This window comes from Citrobacter portucalensis, from assembly GCF_002042885.1.
Taxonomy (GTDB): domain Bacteria; phylum Pseudomonadota; class Gammaproteobacteria; order Enterobacterales; family Enterobacteriaceae; genus Citrobacter; species Citrobacter portucalensis.
In genome coordinates this window covers 85,293-101,338 of the sequence record NZ_MVFY01000002.1, presented here as the reverse complement: position 1 = coordinate 101,338, position 16,046 = coordinate 85,293, and the positions used below count along the sequence as shown (strand labels likewise).

At 51.7% G+C, this 16,046-nt stretch carries 21 protein-coding genes and 2 pseudogenes; 15 read left to right on the top strand and 8 right to left on the bottom strand.

Annotated elements, in window-relative coordinates:
• Window positions 1–66 precede the first annotated feature (66 nt).
• The 6 genes from BZK40_RS03245 to ruvX all read left to right on the top strand — a co-directional run bounded on the left by BZK40_RS03245 (window position 67) and on the right by ruvX (window position 4,295).
• Window positions 67–564, top strand: a complete 498-nt coding sequence (locus tag BZK40_RS03245) for a SprT family zinc-dependent metalloprotease (protein WP_003825440.1) — start codon at window positions 67–69, stop codon at window positions 562–564.
• A 94-nt stretch (window positions 565–658) separates the two neighbouring features.
• Entirely contained in the window at window positions 659–1,366 is a 708-nt protein-coding gene (endA, locus tag BZK40_RS03240; protein ID WP_008785767.1) for a deoxyribonuclease I, read from the top strand.
• 74 nt (window positions 1,367–1,440) lie between these two features.
• Window positions 1,441–2,172 carry a 16S rRNA (uracil(1498)-N(3))-methyltransferase gene (rsmE, locus tag BZK40_RS03235; protein WP_008785768.1) on the top strand — a complete coding sequence of 244 codons (732 nt, stop codon included), beginning with the start codon at window positions 1,441–1,443 and terminating at the stop codon, window positions 2,170–2,172.
• Window positions 2,173–2,191: 19 nt separating this feature from the next.
• Window positions 2,192–3,139: a glutathione synthase gene (gshB, locus tag BZK40_RS03230; protein WP_003027083.1), complete on the top strand. Its 948-nt coding sequence runs from the start codon at window positions 2,192–2,194 to the stop codon at window positions 3,137–3,139.
• Between the two features lie 176 nt (window positions 3,140–3,315).
• The gene (locus BZK40_RS03225; protein WP_003027086.1) at window positions 3,316–3,879 is read left to right on the top strand and encodes a YqgE/AlgH family protein; all 564 of its coding nucleotides are present in this window, start codon (window positions 3,316–3,318) and stop codon (window positions 3,877–3,879) included.
• Window positions 3,879–4,295, top strand: coding sequence for a Holliday junction resolvase RuvX (gene ruvX, locus BZK40_RS03220; RefSeq protein WP_003825428.1), 417 nt, complete (start codon window positions 3,879–3,881; stop codon window positions 4,293–4,295). The genes BZK40_RS03225 and ruvX overlap by 1 nt, the downstream gene beginning before the upstream one ends.
• On the opposite strand, the gene BZK40_RS03215 is transcribed toward ruvX, so the two are convergent.
• On the bottom strand, window positions 4,292–5,272 hold the full coding sequence (locus tag BZK40_RS03215; RefSeq protein WP_079934155.1) for a type IV pilus twitching motility protein PilT: 981 nt from the start codon (window positions 5,270–5,272) through the stop codon (window positions 4,292–4,294). The genes ruvX and BZK40_RS03215 overlap by 4 nt on opposite strands.
• A 17-nt stretch (window positions 5,273–5,289) precedes the next feature.
• Between BZK40_RS03215 and BZK40_RS03210 the strand changes: the two are divergent.
• Window positions 5,290–5,460 (top strand): annotated as a pseudogene (locus BZK40_RS03210) (YggS family pyridoxal phosphate enzyme); the annotation flags it as partial.
• Window positions 5,461–5,465: 5 nt separating this feature from the next.
• Here BZK40_RS03210 and BZK40_RS03205 read toward each other — a convergent pair.
• The 3 genes and pseudogenes from BZK40_RS03205 to BZK40_RS03195 all read right to left on the bottom strand — a co-directional run.
• Window positions 5,466–5,885 (bottom strand): DUF3828 domain-containing protein, encoded by a 420-nt coding sequence (locus BZK40_RS03205; protein ID WP_003825424.1) that lies wholly within the window; start codon window positions 5,883–5,885, stop codon window positions 5,466–5,468.
• Window positions 5,885–6,244, bottom strand: a complete 360-nt coding sequence (locus BZK40_RS03200; protein ID WP_071692592.1) for a hypothetical protein — start codon at window positions 6,242–6,244, stop codon at window positions 5,885–5,887. The genes BZK40_RS03205 and BZK40_RS03200 overlap by 1 nt, the downstream gene beginning before the upstream one ends.
• A 352-nt stretch (window positions 6,245–6,596) precedes the next feature.
• Window positions 6,597–6,722: pseudogene (locus BZK40_RS03195) on the bottom strand (type IV pili twitching motility protein PilT); the annotation flags it as partial.
• A 17-nt stretch (window positions 6,723–6,739) separates the two neighbouring features.
• Between BZK40_RS03195 and BZK40_RS03190 the strand changes: the two are divergent.
• Genes BZK40_RS03190 through hemW form a run of 5 tightly spaced genes read left to right on the top strand, consistent with a single transcriptional unit; the run spans window position 6,740 to window position 10,046 of the window.
• A complete protein-coding gene (locus tag BZK40_RS03190; protein ID WP_079934154.1) occupies window positions 6,740–7,444 on the top strand; it encodes a YggS family pyridoxal phosphate-dependent enzyme in 705 nt (234 codons plus the stop codon).
• An 18-nt stretch (window positions 7,445–7,462) separates the two neighbouring features.
• A complete protein-coding gene (locus tag BZK40_RS03185) occupies window positions 7,463–8,029 on the top strand; it encodes a YggT family protein (RefSeq protein WP_003825417.1) in 567 nt (188 codons plus the stop codon).
• Window positions 8,026–8,316 carry a DUF167 family protein YggU gene (gene yggU / locus BZK40_RS03180; protein WP_003027101.1) on the top strand — a complete coding sequence of 97 codons (291 nt, stop codon included), beginning with the start codon at window positions 8,026–8,028 and terminating at the stop codon, window positions 8,314–8,316. The genes BZK40_RS03185 and yggU overlap by 4 nt, the downstream gene beginning before the upstream one ends.
• 7 nt (window positions 8,317–8,323) lie before the next feature.
• Window positions 8,324–8,917, top strand: a complete 594-nt coding sequence (locus tag BZK40_RS03175; protein ID WP_003825414.1) for an XTP/dITP diphosphatase — start codon at window positions 8,324–8,326, stop codon at window positions 8,915–8,917.
• Window positions 8,910–10,046 carry a radical SAM family heme chaperone HemW gene (hemW, locus tag BZK40_RS03170; RefSeq protein ID WP_079934153.1) on the top strand — a complete coding sequence of 379 codons (1,137 nt, stop codon included), beginning with the start codon at window positions 8,910–8,912 and terminating at the stop codon, window positions 10,044–10,046. The genes BZK40_RS03175 and hemW overlap by 8 nt, the downstream gene beginning before the upstream one ends.
• A 114-nt stretch (window positions 10,047–10,160) precedes the next feature.
• Here the strand turns inward: hemW and ansB are convergent, their stop codons facing one another.
• The 4 genes from ansB to trmB form a co-directional block, all read right to left on the bottom strand.
• Window positions 10,161–11,207 (bottom strand): L-asparaginase 2, encoded by a 1,047-nt coding sequence (ansB, locus tag BZK40_RS03165; protein ID WP_003027108.1) that lies wholly within the window; start codon window positions 11,205–11,207, stop codon window positions 10,161–10,163.
• A gap of 188 nt (window positions 11,208–11,395) precedes the next feature.
• Window positions 11,396–12,115 (bottom strand): YggN family protein, encoded by a 720-nt coding sequence (locus BZK40_RS03160; protein WP_003825409.1) that lies wholly within the window; start codon window positions 12,113–12,115, stop codon window positions 11,396–11,398.
• 49 nt (window positions 12,116–12,164) lie between these two features.
• The gene (locus tag BZK40_RS03155; protein ID WP_003027115.1) at window positions 12,165–12,491 is read right to left on the bottom strand and encodes a YggL family protein; all 327 of its coding nucleotides are present in this window, start codon (window positions 12,489–12,491) and stop codon (window positions 12,165–12,167) included.
• Window positions 12,491–13,210, bottom strand: a complete 720-nt coding sequence (trmB, locus tag BZK40_RS03150; RefSeq protein ID WP_003825406.1) for a tRNA (guanosine(46)-N7)-methyltransferase TrmB — start codon at window positions 13,208–13,210, stop codon at window positions 12,491–12,493. The genes BZK40_RS03155 and trmB overlap by 1 nt, the downstream gene beginning before the upstream one ends.
• A gap of 160 nt (window positions 13,211–13,370) precedes the next feature.
• On the opposite strand from trmB, the gene mutY reads away from it, so the two are divergent.
• The 3 genes from mutY (at window position 13,371) to mltC (ending at window position 15,892) form a co-directional block, all read left to right on the top strand.
• Window positions 13,371–14,423, top strand: a complete 1,053-nt coding sequence (mutY, locus tag BZK40_RS03145) for an A/G-specific adenine glycosylase (RefSeq protein WP_032941749.1) — start codon at window positions 13,371–13,373, stop codon at window positions 14,421–14,423.
• Between the two features lie 27 nt (window positions 14,424–14,450).
• On the top strand, window positions 14,451–14,720 hold the full coding sequence (locus BZK40_RS03140) for an oxidative damage protection protein (RefSeq protein WP_003027126.1): 270 nt from the start codon (window positions 14,451–14,453) through the stop codon (window positions 14,718–14,720).
• 86 nt (window positions 14,721–14,806) lie between these two features.
• Window positions 14,807–15,892: a membrane-bound lytic murein transglycosylase MltC gene (gene mltC, locus BZK40_RS03135; protein WP_008785777.1), complete on the top strand. Its 1,086-nt coding sequence runs from the start codon at window positions 14,807–14,809 to the stop codon at window positions 15,890–15,892.
• The last annotated feature ends 154 nt before the right edge of the window (window positions 15,893–16,046 follow it).

The following is a 16,046-nucleotide window of genomic DNA, read 5'->3' as shown; positions in this document are numbered from 1 at the left end:
CTTCCTCCCCAGCGGAGGAAGCCTTCCTCTTGCAGTCCCTTCCCTGTCGCACTATCCTCTGGCGTTATGAAAACCTCCCGTCTCCCTATCGCCATCCAGCAAGCCGTTATGCGTAGCCTGCGGGAAAAACTCGCCCAGGCCAATCTCAAGCTCGAACGCCAATACCCGGAGCCAAAGCTGGTTTACCAACAGCGCGGCACCGCCGCGGGCACTGCGTGGCTACAAACCTATGAAATTCGCCTTAATCCCGTCCTGCTGATGGAAAACGTCGACGCATTCATTAACGAAGTGGTACCCCATGAACTGGCGCATTTACTGGTGTGGAAGCACTTTGGGCGCGTGCCGCCACACGGGAAAGAGTGGAAATGGATGATGGAAAGCGTTTTGGGCGTACCGGCCCGGCGCACGCATCAGTTTGAACTGCAATCGGTGCAGCGCAAGACCTTTACTTACCGCTGTAAGTGTCAGGAGCACCAACTGACCGTCCGCCGCCATAACCGCGTTGTGCGCGGTGAGGCCACCTACCGCTGTGTTCACTGCGGCGAACCGCTGGTTGCAGAATAATCTTCAGAATTATCAGGAACTTTTCTGACCTAACTGATTGCATACTGGAATAACTTTCGCTACGTTGCGGGCTCGTTTTGACACGGAGTTTGTGATGTACCGTCATTTTTCTTTTGCTGCGGCCCTGTTAGCCGCTGCGTTTTCAGGCCCGGTTTTAGCCGAAGGCATCAACAGTTTTTCTCAGGCAAAAGCAGCAGGCGTAAAGGTGAACGCCGATGCGCCGGGCGATTTCTACTGCGGTTGTAAAATTAACTGGCAAGGCAAAAAAGGGGTCGTTGACCTCGAATCCTGCGGCTATAAAGTGCGAAAAAATGAAAACCGCGCCAGTCGAATTGAATGGGAGCACGTTGTCCCCGCCTGGCAATTTGGTCATCAGCGTCAGTGCTGGCAGGACGGAGGGCGTAAAAACTGCGCCAAAGATCCAGTCTATCGTAAGATGGAAAGCGACATGCATAACCTGCAACCTGCGGTGGGTGAGGTAAATGGCGATCGCGCTAACTTCATGTACAGCCAGTGGAACGGTGGCGAGGGTCAGTATGGGCAATGCGCCATGAAGGTCGACTTCAAAGAGAAAGTTGCCGAGCCGCCAGCCCGCGCCCGTGGTGCCATCGCTCGTACCTATTTTTACATGCGCGACCAGTACGATCTAACGCTCTCCCGCCAGCAAACTCAGCTTTTTAACGCCTGGAATAAGCAATATCCGGTCACCGACTGGGAGTGTGAGCGCGACGAACGCATTGCAAAGGTACAGGGGAACCATAACCCATATGTGCAACGCGCTTGCCAGGCGCAAAAGAGCTAACCTACACTAGCGTCAATATTTTTAACCATGCCCTGGCATTTCGTAGCCCAGGGCCATGACGCGGATGTTTAACTATGCGCATTCCTCGCATTTATCACCCTGAGCCAATCACTTCCGGCAGCCAAATTTCACTGTGTGAAGATGCAGCCAACCATATCGGCCGCGTGCTGCGTATGGGACCGGGCCAGGCGCTACAGCTGTTTGATGGCAGCAATCAGGTATTCGACGCTGAAATCACCCACGCCAGTAAAAAAAGCGTGGATGTGAAGGTACTTAACGCTGAACTCGACGATCGTGAGTCGCCGTTACACATCCACCTGGGTCAGGTGATGTCGCGCGGTGAAAAAATGGAATTTACTATCCAGAAATCGATCGAACTGGGTGTAAGCCTCATTACGCCACTTTTTTCTGAGCGCTGCGGCGTTAAACTGGACAGTGAACGCCTGAACAAGAAGCTCCAGCAGTGGCAGAAAATCGCCATTGCCGCCTGCGAACAGTGCGGTCGAAACCGGGTGCCCGAAATTCGCCCGGCAATGGATTTGGAAGCATGGTGCGCGGAACAGGACGAAGGTCTGAAACTGAACCTGCATCCGCGCGCCAGCGCCAGCATCAATACGCTGCCGCTGCCGGTGGAGCGCATCCGCTTGCTGATTGGCCCGGAAGGCGGGTTGTCGGCAGATGAAATTGCCATGACCGCACGTTATCAGTTTACTGATATTCTGTTAGGACCTCGCGTTCTGCGTACTGAGACAACCGCGCTCACCGCCATTACTGCGCTACAGGTGCGTTTTGGCGATCTGGGCTAAGGCATAAACGGAGAAGAAAATGATCAAGCTCGGCATCGTGATGGATCCCATCGCAAGCATCAACATCAAGAAAGATTCCAGCTTCGCTATGCTGCTGGAAGCGCAACGTCGCGGTTACGAAATTCATTATATGGAGATGGCCGATCTTTATCTGATCAACGGTGAAGCCCGCGCCCATACGCGTACCCTGAGCGTAGAGCAGAACTACGACAAATGGTATGAGTTCAAGAGCGAGCAGGATCTCCCGCTGGCAGACCTGGACGTTATTCTGATGCGTAAGGATCCGCCGTTTGATACCGAGTTCATCTACGCTACCTATATTCTGGAACGTGCAGAAGAAAAAGGGACGCTGATCGTCAACAAACCGCAGAGCCTGCGCGACTGCAACGAAAAGCTGTTCACCGCATGGTTTGCCGACCTGACGCCGGAAACGCTGGTCACGCGTAACAAAGCGCAGCTGAAAGCCTTCTGGCAAAAACACAGCGACATCATTCTCAAACCGCTGGATGGTATGGGCGGCGCATCTATTTTCCGTGTGAAGGAAGGCGACCCGAACCTTGGCGTCATTGCTGAAACGCTGACCGAGCACGGTACCCGCTACTGCATGGCGCAGAACTATCTGCCAGCAATTAAAGATGGCGATAAACGCGTCCTGGTGGTCGATGGCGAACCCGTTCCTTATTGCCTGGCGCGTATTCCGCAGGGCGGCGAAACCCGTGGCAACCTGGCCGCTGGCGGTCGTGGCGAGCCGCGTCCTTTGACCGACAGCGACTGGGAAATTGCACGTCGCATTGGGCCAACGCTGAAAGCGAAAGGTTTGATTTTTGTCGGTCTGGATATCATTGGCGATCGTCTGACGGAAATTAACGTTACCAGCCCAACCTGTATTCGTGAAATCGAAGCGGAGTTCCCGGTTTCGATTACCGGTATGCTGATGGATGCCATTGAGGCGCGTTTGCAGAAGTAAATACGTTGCCGGATAGCGACGCCATCGCGTCTTATCCGGCCTGAAATTGCACCCCGCAGACCGGATTAGGCGAAGCCGTCATCCGGCAATGCTATCTTCAGAGGGTGACATCTTCGAGCTTTGCCCACATACTGGGCTCTGTTGCTTTTTTGAACCAGGAAACAGAACCTCTGACAATGAATTTACAGCATCACTTTCTTATTGCCATGCCTGCTCTCCAGGATCCGATTTTCCGCCGTTCCGTGGTGTACATCTGTGAACATAATGAGAACGGAGCAATGGGGATTATCGTTAATAAGCCTCTGGAAAACTTACAAATTGAAGGGATTCTGGAAAAGCTGAAGATTACCCCAGAAGAACGCGATCCGGCCATTCGTCTGGATAAACCAGTGATGCTCGGCGGCCCGCTGGCGGAAGACCGTGGATTTATTCTCCACACTCCACCGTCACGCTTTGCCTCCAGTATTCGCATCTCAGATAACACCATCATCACAACCTCCCGCGATGTACTAGAAACCCTGGGTACGCAGGAGCAACCGTCCGAAGTGCTGGTTGCGCTGGGTTATTCATCATGGGAAAAAGGTCAACTGGAACAAGAGCTACTGGATAACGCCTGGCTCACGGCGCCCGCAGACCTCAACATCTTATTCAAAACGCCGATTGCCGACCGCTGGCGCGATGCGGCGAAGCTTATCGGGATAGATATTCAGACCATGCCTGGCGTGGCGGGACATGCCTGATGAGCGGAACATTACTCTCTTTTGATTTTGGTACGAAAAGTATTGGTGTTGCTGTTGGTCAGCGCATTACCGGTACGGCCAGACCGTTGCCCGCCATTAAGGCGCAGGACGGTACGCCAGACTGGAGTTTGATTGAACGCCTGCTGAAAGAATGGCAGCCGGATGAAATCATTGTCGGCCTACCACTCAACATGGATGGCACAGAACAGCCCCTTACCGCGCGCGCGCGTAAGTTCGCTAACCGTATTCACGGCCGCTTTGGCGTAACCGTAACGCTGCACGATGAACGCTTGAGCACCGTCGAGGCCCGCTCCGGCCTGTTCGAACAAGGCGGATACCGGGCGTTGAATAAAGGCAAAGTGGACTCCGCTTCTGCCGTTATTATTCTCGAAAGCTATTTCGAGCAGGGCTACTAAAGCCGACCCTGCGCCTGGCGCTGCTGCTGGCTCTGCGTAAACGTCTGCATACCTGTCTGCTGCCCGGTTTGAATTACGCCGGGTAGCTGATGCGTTTTCCCTTCACGAATCAAATTGCCCACGGCTGGCGTGTTGACGAGCAGCTCAAATAGCGCCACGCGTCCTCCCAGCTTATCTTCCTCCAGCTTTTGCGAAAGTACCGCCCGCAGGCTGTCTGCTAACTGGTTACGCACCGGATCCTTCTCTGTTGCCGAAAAGGTGTCCACCAGCCGCGCGATGGCCTGTGCCGCCCCTCGCGTATGTAACGTTGCCAGCACCAGATGCCCGGTTTCCGCTGCCGTTAATGCCAGACGAATGGTTTCCGCGTCGCGCAGTTCGCCCAGCAAAATGACGTCGGGATCTTCGCGCAGCGCGCCGCGCAAACCGGCGGCGAAAGAAGCGCAGTGTACGCCCACCTCCCGTTGGTGAATAAGACAACGCTGGCTGGTGTAGCGATATTCAATCGGGTCTTCCAGCGTCAGAATATGCCCCGCAACATGCTGATTCAGGTACTCTACCATCGCCGCAAGAGTCGTTGATTTACCGCTACCGGTAGCGCCTGTCACCAGAATTAACCCATTTTCACTGCGCAGCAGTTCAGGTATGACGTCAGGGGTCTGGAGATCGTCTAAACGTGGGCAATCAAGCGGGAGCAATCTTAGCGCCAGCGAGGTTCCCTGTTGATGAGCAAAAGCACTGGCGCGCAGCCGCCGGGAACCTGCCAGCGCAATAGCAAAATCAATCTGCCCCTGTTCCTGCCACTGTACCTGTTGTTGCTCACTGAGCCAGCACATCAGCAGATTCTCCACGTCAGGCGTAGTAAAGGGTGCGATTTCGACTTTTCCACGTATGCGCCAGCGCGCAGGCCATGCATTGCACAGGTGTAGATCCGACACGTTATGCTTTACACTAAGGGCCACTATTTCTTCCATATTCATATGAACATCCTCGGAAAATGAACGATATCGCGCATAACCTGGCACATGTCCGGGACAAAATCTCAGCCGCCGCGACGCGTTGCGGGCGGTCTTCAGAAGAAGTTACGTTGCTTGCAGTCAGTAAAACCAAACCTGCGAGCGCCATCGAAGAAGCCATTACCGCAGGATTATTTTCAATTGGTGAAAACAATAACTAATGGCGAGTAGCCACGCTCTTGATTTTCCATACACCATTTTCTTCTACCATGCAGTCAATGACTTTTTGAGATGACTCACCTGTTCCAAATGTCAAATAGACATTGGTACAAATAGGATCAGTTATAGTTAGATCAATACTAATATGCTTACTCCAGTCTTCATTTGCAAAATCCTGAACCTTTAGAAAATAATCCTCTTCAAGCTCATTGTTCATATAAGCTTGTTTTAATTCATTCAATGTATCAATACTAACAAAAGGCTCTAATGCCGTCGGGTTATCTGCAACTGGGATGATATTATGAGTAATCTGCTTTATATACCAGGCATTGAATTTTAATGCTTGCATATCAGCAGGAACTATTTCTGCCATAGCAAATGATGAGAATAGAAAAGTAAATAATATTAATCGCTTCATCAGTTGTGCCTATATAATTTATACGAAGGCTGACTTTTACGATAACCAGGTCCGGGGTACACGCCATGTTCCTGCTTGAAATCTGACCACCAGTAATGCCCATCAAAAATCGCCATATGACCTGCTGTATTTCCTCCAGTATATGGTTGGATTATAGCAACATCACCTTTTATAGGATTCCCATATACTTCACGAAAACCAGCTAATACTAAATATTTACCCATATTTTTAGCATTATCATGATGTAATGATACGCCGCCATGTTCGATAGCTGCTGTTACTGCCCTGGCACAATAACCCGTAGCGTGTGGATGAGCATTATGTCTAACAAAATTTATAGCGGCTTCTTTATTCCACATTTACAACACCTCATTTATAAATGAAGAATATTAAATATCACAAAGCGAACCATTAGCATGAACATTAAATGCTTCCAACTCCATTTATTGACATCATCACCATGTCCCAAACTTATATTTGCAATGTGTATTATCGTTTAGTTATAAAATAAGCAACAATATTCCCCCCACCAATCAAGCAATAGCTTAATTTTATTAGAGATATAATTTTACACCTGTTTTTATTACTTTAAACCTTTAAATTAAAGCGAACTTGAGCTAAATAAAAACGAATTAAAAATTCTATTTGTTAAATCTGTTTACATCTTCCTACAGACTCACATTTTGTACTCAGCACATCCACAGTCCCACCAGGCGTAGTAAATGGTGCGATTTCGACTTTTCCACGTATGCGCCAGCGCGCAGGCCATGCATTGCACAGGTGTAGATCCGACACGTTATGCTTTACACTAAGGGCCACTATTTCTTCCATATTCATATGAACATCCTCGGAAAATGAACGATATCGCGCATAACCTGGCACATGTCCGGGACAAAATCTCAGCCGCCGCGACGCGTTGCGGGCGGTCTTCAGAAGAAGTTACATTGCTTGCAGTCAGCAAAACCAAACCTGCGAGCGCCATCGAAGAAGCCATTGCCGCCGGGCAGCGTGCCTTCGGTGAAAACTATGTGCAGGAAGGGGTGGATAAAATCCGCTACTTCCAGGAAAAAGGCGTCAACGATCTGCAGTGGCACTTTATCGGCCCGCTGCAGTCCAACAAAAGTCGTCTGGTCGCTGAGCACTTTGACTGGTGCCATACGATCGACCGTCTGCGTATCGCTGCCCGTCTGAGCGAACAGCGCCCGGCGGAACTGCCGCCGCTCAATGTACTGATTCAAATTAATATCAGCGATGAGAACAGTAAGTCAGGAATTCCGCTGGCAGAGCTTGATGCACTGGCCGCTGAAGTCGCTGTACTGCCGCGCATTACCCTGCGTGGTCTGATGGCGATTCCGGCTCCAGAGTCAGATTATGTAAGGCAGTTTGAAGTTGCACAGCAAATGGCGGTAGCATTTGCCGGGTTGAAAACACGCTACCCAGGCATCGACACTCTCTCACTGGGAATGTCTGATGATATGGATGCCGCCATCGCGGCGGGTAGCACGATGGTGCGCATTGGCACTGCCATTTTTGGTGCTCGTGATTACACTAAAAAATAAGGAAAACTAAGGAACACCATGAATACGTTGACCTTCCTGCTCTCAACGGTAATTGAGCTGTATACCATGGCGCTGCTGCTGCGCGTGTGGATGCAATGGTCTCGCTGCGATTTTTACAACCCGTTCTCGCAGTTTATAGTGAAAATCACTCAGCCCATCATTGGGCCGTTACGCCGCATTATTCCCCCGATGGGGCCGATCGACAGCGCCTCGGCATTAGTTGCGCTCGTTCTCAGCTTTATCAAAGCAATCGTGCTGTTTAAGGTGGTCACGTTCCAGCCGATCATCTGGATCGCCGCCGTACTGATTGTCCTGAAGACTATCGGGCTGTTGATTTTCTGGGTGCTGCTTGTGATGGCGATTATGAGCTGGGTCAGCCAGGGCCGCAGTCCTGTAGAGTACGTGCTGATTCAACTGGCAGATCCGCTGCTGCGTCCTATCCGTCGCATACTTCCAGGCATGGGCGGGATCGATTTCTCCCCAATGATTCTGGTTCTGCTGCTCTACGTTATTAACATGGGCATCGCGGAAGTGTTGCAGGCGACAGGCAACATGCTGCTGCCGGGGCTGTGGATGGCGCTATGAGTGCCGTTACACCCTGCGACGACGGTCTGGTTTTACGGCTCTACATTCAGCCTAAAGCCAGCCGTGACAGTATTGTGGGTTTACATGGCGACGAAGTTAAAGTCGCCATTACCGCCCCACCAGTAGATGGCCAGGCCAATAGCCATCTGGTGAAGTTTCTCGGCAAACAGTTCCGTGTGGCAAAAAGCCAGGTCGTCATTGAGAAGGGCGAGCTTGGTCGTCACAAACAGGTTAAAATCATTCATCCGCAACAGATCCCGCCCGAAATTGCGGCGTTAACTGATTAGGTATCCCATGCAAAAAGTTGTCCTCGCGACCGGCAATGCCGGTAAAGTGCGTGAACTCGCCTCTCTTCTGAGTGATTTCGGTCTTGATGTTGTTGCCCAAACGGAACTGGGTGTTGATTCTGCAGACGAGACCGGGCTGACGTTTATTGAGAATGCCATTCTGAAGGCGCGTCATGCCGCGCAAATTACCGGCTTACCGGCCATTGCTGATGACTCAGGTCTGGCAGTAAATGCCCTTGGCGGCGCGCCGGGTATCTATTCAGCCCGCTATTCCGGCGAAGATGCGACCGATCAGCAGAACCTGGAAAAACTGCTTCACACCCTGCAGGATATTCCTGATGACAAGCGCCAGGCGCAGTTCCACTGCGTGCTGGTGTATATGCGCCATGCAGACGATCCAACGCCTGTTGTGTGCCACGGAAGCTGGCCGGGCGTGATTACCCGTGAACCTGCCGGAAACGGTGGTTTTGGCTACGACCCGATCTTCTTTGTGCCGTCTGAAGGGAAAACCGCGGCTGAGCTGACCCGTGAAGAAAAGAGTGCGATTTCTCACCGCGGACAGGCACTGAAGCTGTTGCTGGATGCCCTGCGTAATGGTTAAGCTTCCACCGCTAAGTCTTTATATTCACATCCCGTGGTGCGTGCAGAAATGCCCGTACTGCGACTTCAACTCGCATGCGCTAAAGGGCGAAGTCCCTCATGACGACTATGTGCAGCATCTGCTGAGCGATCTGGATACTGAGGTGGCCCACGCCCAGGGACGTGAAGTAAAGACGATTTTTATCGGTGGTGGCACGCCGAGCCTGCTTTCTGGCCCGGCGATGCAAACGCTGCTCGACGGCGTGCGAGCACGGCTGAATCTGGCCGAAGATGCAGAAATCACGATGGAGGCGAATCCCGGGACGGTGGAAGCCGATCGCTTTGTGGATTATCAACGCGCTGGCGTCAACCGTATCTCGATTGGCGTACAGAGCTTTAGCTCCGCCAAACTCGAACGTCTGGGACGTATTCACGGGCCGGAAGAAGCCAAACGAGCAGCACACCTGGCGAGCGGTCTGGGGCTACGCAGCTTTAACCTCGACCTGATGCATGGTTTGCCGGATCAGACGCTGGAAGAGGCGCTGGGTGATTTACAGCAGGCCATCGAGCTCAACCCACCGCATCTTTCCTGGTATCAGTTGACCATCGAACCCAACACGCTGTTCGGTTCCCGACCGCCGGTTTTACCGGACGATGACGCGCTGTGGGATATTTTTGAGCAAGGCCACCAGCTACTGACCGCCGCGGGATATCAGCAGTACGAAACCTCAGCCTACGCCAGACCGGGTTATCAGTGTCAGCACAACCTTAACTACTGGCGTTTTGGCGACTATCTTGGCATTGGCTGCGGCGCACACGGTAAGATCACATTCCCTGACGGACGAATCCTGCGCACCACCAAAACACGGCATCCGCGTGGGTATATGCAAGGGCGTTATCTCGAAAGCCAGCGCGATGTCGCCGAAGCCGATAAGCCGTTCGAGTTCTTCATGAATCGTTTCCGGCTGCTGGAAGCCGCGCCTCGCGCGGAGTTTACGCAATATACCGGTCTTACCGAAGACGTTATTCGTCGACAGATCGATGAGGCTATTTCCCAGGGCTACCTGAGTGAATGCGATGAGTACTGGCAGATTACCCAACACGGTAAGCTGTTCTTGAATTCGCTGCTGGAGCTGTTTCTGGCGGAGTGATGGCTGGTGAACGTAGGCCTGATAAGCGTAGCGCCATCAGGAAAATTGCCGGATGGCGGCTGCGTCTTATCCGGCCTACAGGGTTAGGGCGGTAAGCGCAGCCACCTTCATCGATTAATACTGATTAAACATTTCCTGGATCTGCTTAGGATCCTTGGTTTGAGTCAGCGCAAGCTGCAGCAGAACACGTGCTTTTTGCGGGTTCAGGGAACCTGAAGCCACAAATCCGTATTTTGCATCATCAACTTCTGCATCCTGTGTAGTGGCGCCCGTTGGTACACGGGATGAACGCACTACAACGGTACCCTTATGCGCGGCGGTTGCCAGCGTATCGAAAATGGTTTTATACAGGTTACCGTTACCTACACCCGCACTGACGATCCCGGCGTAACCCGCATCCACCAGCGCTTTTGCCGGCAGATCGGAGGCATTAGCGTAGTTATAAACAATCCCAACTTTCGGCAGCTCGGTCAGCTTAGACACATCGAACGGAGTAGACGTGGTGTGCTTACGCGCAGGCGTACGCTGGTAGTCGATTTTACCGTTATGGATGTAACCCAGCGGGCCGTAGTTAACGGATTTGAAGGTAGCGACGTCGGTAGTGTTGGTTTTAGTCACGTCACGACCATCCATAACGGTGTCGTTCATCACCACCAGCACTCCGCGGTTGGCAGAGGCTTTGTCTGCGGCAGTTACTACCGCGTTATACAAGTTGAACGGGCCATCAGCGCTCATCCCCGTAGACGGACGCATTGCACCGACCAGCACCACCGGCTTGTTGCACTTGACGGTCAGGTCGAGGAAATAGGCGGTTTCTTCCATGGTATCCGTACCATGTGTTACCACGAAGCCGTCGGTTTTATCACACTCGGTATTAATCTTTTTCGCCAGCGTTAACCAGACTTCGTCATTCATATCCTGGGAGCCGATATTCACCACCTGCTCGCCTTTAACGACAGCGATATCTTTCAATTGAGGTACGGCCTCAACCAGATTTTCTACGCCAACCTTGCCTGCCGTGTAGTTAGATTTTGTCGCGGAATCACCGCCGCCGGCAATCGTCCCACCGGTCGCTAAAATGGTGATGTTTGGCAGTGCAAGCGCCGCGCCGCTGAAACCCATAACCAGTGCGGCAAGTGCCGTTTTCTTGAAAAACTCCATGTTATTTCTCCAGTTACTTGAATTTGCAGCATTATGTCTATCCTACAGATGAATAATGTGACGAGTTCCAATTAACCAGATTTATATCTCCACCAAATTGCCGTTCTTAGAGATGGATATCAAAAAAACAGAAATATACAAAATAAAACGGCACAGAATGTTTCTGTGCCGTTAATAAGAGGTGAAGATTATTTCAGAGTGCTAACCAGCGTTTTACGATCGTTTTCCAGCGTCACAACGCGGGAACAAACATCTTTGCCAAACTGCTGGAAGTCTTGTTCCTGATTCTTCCATTCGTTCTGAATTGAGGTCTGCAAACCACCGAGGCTTCCGAGTACGCCCTGCAGTGGATTACCACCGCCTTTGAGCACGGCTTTCGCTCCCATCTCGTTGATGCTGTCCTGCAAAATGCCGCCCATCGCCTGATTCACCAGCTGTTGTCCGTCCGCGCGGACCTGATCAATCGCCTTATAATGGAAAGTCAGGCCATCAGTTCGATGCTCGATGATGCGGTTCATCTGCTCTTTCAATTGCGCATCCAGCTTGGTTAAGCGGCCACGCATGTTGCTGCTTTCACCGACCTCTTTGGCGATGATTTTGTCCAGCGCCACGCGACCTTTCTCTACGCGCGCTCTGGCACCTTCGTCGATCCACGGCAGGCTGCTACGCAACGCCGCCTGATAATCTTTGGCCTGCTCACGCTGTGCGGCGTTCAGGTTGTACTGTTTACCGTTGAAGGTGACATCACCAGCCTGGGTAATAACCAGGTCGCCATTCTCGCCCTTCACCTGCACCGTTTGTGGGCTCAAAATCACATCGTCACGCGGGGTGACGCTGCACTGGTAATCTGCATGTGCGGCCATCGCCGTGAACGTTAGGACTGCCGCCAGCAGCGTTTTGCGCATCATATCTTTCCCTCAATACAAATCGGGCCGGCATTTGCCGACCCTGTGCTACTTAGTCCCACCAAATATCGAAAAGTTCGCTGGTACGCACTTCTTCGAGTTTGTGCTCTTCCAGCCACTTACGCACGATTGCCTGGTGTTCTTCGGTGCATTTGCCGATTTCCTGCAGACAGATCAGACCTTCCCAGGCCAGATAGCCGCTGCCGTCAAAAGCCAGCTTGTTCGGTTCGATGACTTCATTGATAAAGTCATCAACGATTTGATCGACCTGCTCTCCAGATGTACCTTCCGGGAAACGCCATGCAACCGAAAATCCTACTTCCTGGAATTCTTCGATGTGCATCTTTTTACGCAGACGACGGCTACGGTTCTTTGCCATTATTTCACCCTCTCGAACATTAAGTCCCATACGCCGTGGCCAAGACGATGACCACGTTGTTCAAATTTGGTTACCGGGCGCGATTCCGGGCGCGGTACATAATCGTTACTCTCTGACTGGTTTTTATACCCGTCAATCGAGGACATCACTTCAAGCATGTGCTCCGCATACGCTTCCCAGTCGGTCGCCATATGGAACACGCCGCCCAGCTTCAGCTTACTTAAGATATGCTCAGCAAACGGTACCTGAACGATACGGCGTTTATTATGACGTGCTTTATGCCACGGGTCAGGGAAAAACAGCTGAACCATAGATAAAGAATTGTCAGGAATCATTTTATGCAGGACTTCAACGGCATCATGGCACATGACGCGCAGGTTCTCGACACCCTCTTCATGGGCTGAAGCCAGACACGCACCAACGCCAGGTGAGTGAACCTCAATGCCGAGGAAATTCTGTTCCGGACGCGCTTTCGCCATTGCAACCAGCGACGCTCCCATACCAAAACCGATTTCCAGCGTGACTGGCGCGTCACGGCCAAACAGTTCTGCGAAATCTACAGGCTCTTCGCTGAACTCAACGCCCATCACCGGCCAGTAGTTTTCCAGCGCGTGTTCCTGACCTTTCGTCAGTCGCCCCTGGCGACGAACAAAACTACGAATCCGGCGCAGAGGGCGGCCGTTTTCATCAAATTCCGGTGAAATGACGTCGTTCTTCATAAAAGTTTAGTCTGCTGTGTTTGAGTTCTGAAAACGGGCATTATCCAAAGTTAGTTGCCGGATGCAAGTAAAGGAAGAAAGTGAGCAGCGGAAAGTTCCGGTTTACACCCCGTTGCCGCTGTGCTGCAATCTTTCCCCCGGCAATAATGAAACGGTAATCATGCAAGCGTCTCAATTTTCGGCTCAGGTTTTGAGCTGGTACGACAAATACGGGCGGAAAACGCTGCCCTGGCAAATTGACAAGACGCCTTACAAAGTATGGCTCTCTGAGGTAATGCTGCAACAAACTCAGGTTGCGACCGTTATCCCCTATTTTGAGCGCTTTATGGCGCGCTTCCCAACGGTAACGGATTTGGCCCATGCGCCGCTGGATGAAGTTCTGCATTTGTGGACCGGGCTGGGTTATTACGCCCGTGCGCGTAATCTGCATAAAGCCGCGCAGCAGGTTGTGACGCTGCATAGCGGTATATTTCCGCAAACCTTTGATGAGGTGGCAGCCCTACCTGGCGTCGGACGTTCAACCGCAGGCGCGATCCTTTCTCTCTCTCTGGGTCAGCATTTTCCGATTCTCGACGGTAACGTCAAACGCGTGCTGGCTCGCTGTTATGCTGTAAGCGGCTGGCCGGGTAAAAAAGAGGTCGAAAAGAAGCTGTGGGAGCTGAGCGAGCAAGTTACGCCGGCCCAGGGTGTTGAGCGTTTTAATCAGGCGATGATGGATTTAGGCGCCATGGTCTGTACGCGCTCAAAACCTAAATGTTCCCTGTGTCCGTTGGAAAATGGCTGTGTGGCGAGCGCCAATGCAAGTTGGGCGCTGTATCCCGGTAAAAAGCCCAAACAGACGCTACCGGAACGAACGGGCTATTTTTTACTGATGCAGCATGATGACGAAGTGCTGCTCTCACAGCGACCGCCCAGCGGCTTATGGGGTGGTTTATACTGTTTTCCGCAGTTTGACGACGAAGATGGACTGCGCAACTGGCTGGCGCAACGACAAATTAACGCAGATAATCTGACCCAACTTAATGCGTTTCGCCATACCTTTAGCCATTTCCACTTAGATATTGTGCCTATGTGGCTTCCCGTGTCTTCATTCACCTCATGCATGGATGAAGGCAACGCGCTCTGGTATAACTTAGCGCAACCGCCGTCGGTCGGACTGGCGGCTCCCGTGGAGCGTTTGTTACAGCAATTACGTGCCGGTACACACGTTTAACGTACCGGACGATAAAGAGGACTTTTTATGAGCAGAACGATTTTTTGCACTTTCCTGCAACGCGAAGCAGAAGGCCAGGATTTTCAGCTGTACCCGGGCGATCTGGGAAAACGCATTTATAACGAGATTTCTAAAGAAGCATGGGCGCAATGGCAGCATAAACAGACCATGCTGATTAACGAGAAAAAACTCAATATGATGAACGTCGAACACCGTAAGTTACTGGAACAGGAGATGATTAACTTCCTGTTTGAAGGTAAGGATGTGCATATTGAAGGCTATACGCCAGAATCATAAGAACCGTTGCCGGATGGCGCTGCGCTTATCCGGCCTACGATTTAATCTGGTCCTTGCAAACAACAAACACAACACGCACTCCCGGAATGATGAAAAAATTTCTCGCGCTTGCCGTTATTGCGCCGTTGCTCATCTCCTGTTCCAGTTCGACCAAAAAAGGCGATTCCTATAACGAAGCCTGGGTCAAGGATACCAACGGTTTTGATATTCTGATGGGGCAATTTGCCCATAATATTGAGAATTTGTGGGGATTTAAGGAAGTGCTGATTGCGGGTCCGAAGGACTACGTCAAGTATACCGATCAGTATCAAACCCGCAGCCATATCAACTTTGATGACGGTACGATAACCGTCGAGACCATTGCCGGGACAGATCCCGCCGGACACCTGCGTCGGGCGATTATCAAGACATTGCTGATGGGCGATGATCCGGGTTCTATCGACCTCTATTCCGATGTCGACGACATTAAGATTTCCAAAGAGCCATTCCTGTACGGACAGGTGGTTGATAATACCGGCCAGCCCATTCGTTGGGAGGGGCGTGCCACCAACTTTGCCAACTACCTGCTGCAAACACGACTTAAAAGCCGCAGCAATGGCCTGCGTATCATCTATAGCGTGACGATCAATCTGGTGCCGAACCACCTTGATAAGCGCGCGCATAAATACGTTGGCATGGTGCGTCAGGCTTCACGTAAGTATGGCGTCGACGAGTCGCTGATTCTGGCTATCATGCAAACCGAATCCTCGTTTAACCCGTATGCGGTGAGCCATGCCGATGCGCTGGGACTGATGCAGGTGGTACAGCACAGCGCCGGGAAAGATGTGTTCCGCTCGCAAGGGCGCTCAGGCACACCAAGCCGTAGCTTCTTGTTTGATCCGGCCAGCAACATTGATACCGGCACGGCCTATCTGGCAATGCTCAACAATGTCTATTTAGGTGGTATCGATAATCCGACCTCACGCCGCTATGCGGTAATCACCGCGTATAACGGCGGCGCGGGCAGCGTGCTACGCGTGTTCTCGAACGATAAAATTCAGGCCGCGAATATCATTAACAGCATGTCTCCTGGTGACGTTTATCAAACGCTGACCACCCGACATCCCTCTGCTGAATCACGCCGATACCTTTACAAGGTCAATTCCGCACAAAAATCCTATCGACGCCGCTAATGTATTCCTCTTCAGCCCCCTAAACCGGGGGCTTGAAGCACCAAAAATGTTAACTCCATCACTCTTTTGCTTTGCAATCAGAAATTGTTTGCAAATATTTGTCACAGGTAACAAAAAAAGAGTGCATCTCATTGATAGAATCACATCATATAGC